The 1267-nt window shown below is 35.1% G+C and carries 1 pseudogene; it reads left to right on the top strand.

Annotated features, from left to right (window positions below):
* Positions 1–583: pseudogene (locus tag QT974_RS34510) on the top strand (transposase family protein); the annotation flags it as partial.
* Positions 584–1267 lie beyond the last annotated feature (684 nt).

Genomic DNA, 1267 nt, shown 5'->3' with positions numbered 1-1267 from the left:
GAATTGTAACTGATATTGAATCTACTTTAATGAAAACAGGAAAGTTCCGTATTCCGGGAAAAAAGGCATTACTCAAAGACTCTGATTATCAGAATACGTGGTGATGGATGTCACAGAAACAACTATTGAACGACCAAAAAAAAACAGAAAAGATATTATTCAGGCAATAAAAAGTGTCATACTCTAAAAACTCAGTTGGTAATTAATCAAGAGACAAAAGAAATTATTTGCACTGCTTTTGGACCAGGGCATTGCCACGACTTTAACTTGTTTAAGAAAAGTAAAATTCATTTTCACCCGGAAACAAATAGCTTACAAGATAGTGGCTATCAAGGGATAAAGGACTATCACACCAATAGTTATATCCCTAGAAAGAAACCTAAAAATGGGAAACTTTCTCGAATAGAAAAAAACTACAATCGAGTTTTAGCACAGGAGAGAATTGTAATTGAACAGGTTAATCGGAGTCTCAAAATTTTTAAAATATTGTCGAGTCGTTATCGGAATCGCCGCCGCCGCCATGCAGAAGCGTTGTAATTTGTTGTCAGCAATTTACAATTATGAGTTAGCTCTAGGAGATTAAATTTAAAATATCTAATTATAACATATATCTTTTTTGCAAGAGGTCTAATAAACGAGATAGATCAAAACCTTCCTCGGATATGTAATGGGTTAAGTAATCTGAAAACCAAATCTCGATCGATTTAACTTCTTACAAATTATGTTGCTCTGGCACTTTAATCTCTTCTTTTGCGTCAAATCTTAGTTGACCTTCGACAACTGGAGTCATGAAGAAGAGGGGAGTGTTGGAAGCATCCAAAGACTGGAAAATCTCCTCAAACACCTGCATATGAAGATTCATCCGTGTCAACATTCTAAATTTGTCATATCTTAAAGCGGCTATAGTTTGGTTGGTACTTGAATTTTCAAGCAAGTATCTATTAGGAATTAAAACTCGTACTGCTTTTTAAAGTCACCATTAACCTGACTTTGAAGGAAGGTAAGCTTTTCTACATCTGAGCCTTCCTTTTCGTGAACAGCTACAGCTCATGGATAATATCGTTATCAACAAAAATAAATAGATTAAAAATTTTATCACTCATTGATCGCTGATTCTCTAATTTCTTTTAAACCCGCTCTCCATACTATAACGATACCATTGGACTTGATTAACTGAAGTTCTGCAAGTGCGATCGAGCCTGACAATCTAAAAATCAGCAAAAACAACAAAGCCCCTATCTGGAGTGCAGAAAGAGGCTTTGGTTAT

It is taken from the genome of Microcoleus sp. BM001215392 (assembly GCF_036700185.1).
Classification (GTDB): Bacteria; Cyanobacteriota; Cyanobacteriia; order Cyanobacteriales; family Microcoleaceae; genus Microcoleus.
This window is presented reverse-complemented; position numbering and strand designations above follow the sequence as displayed.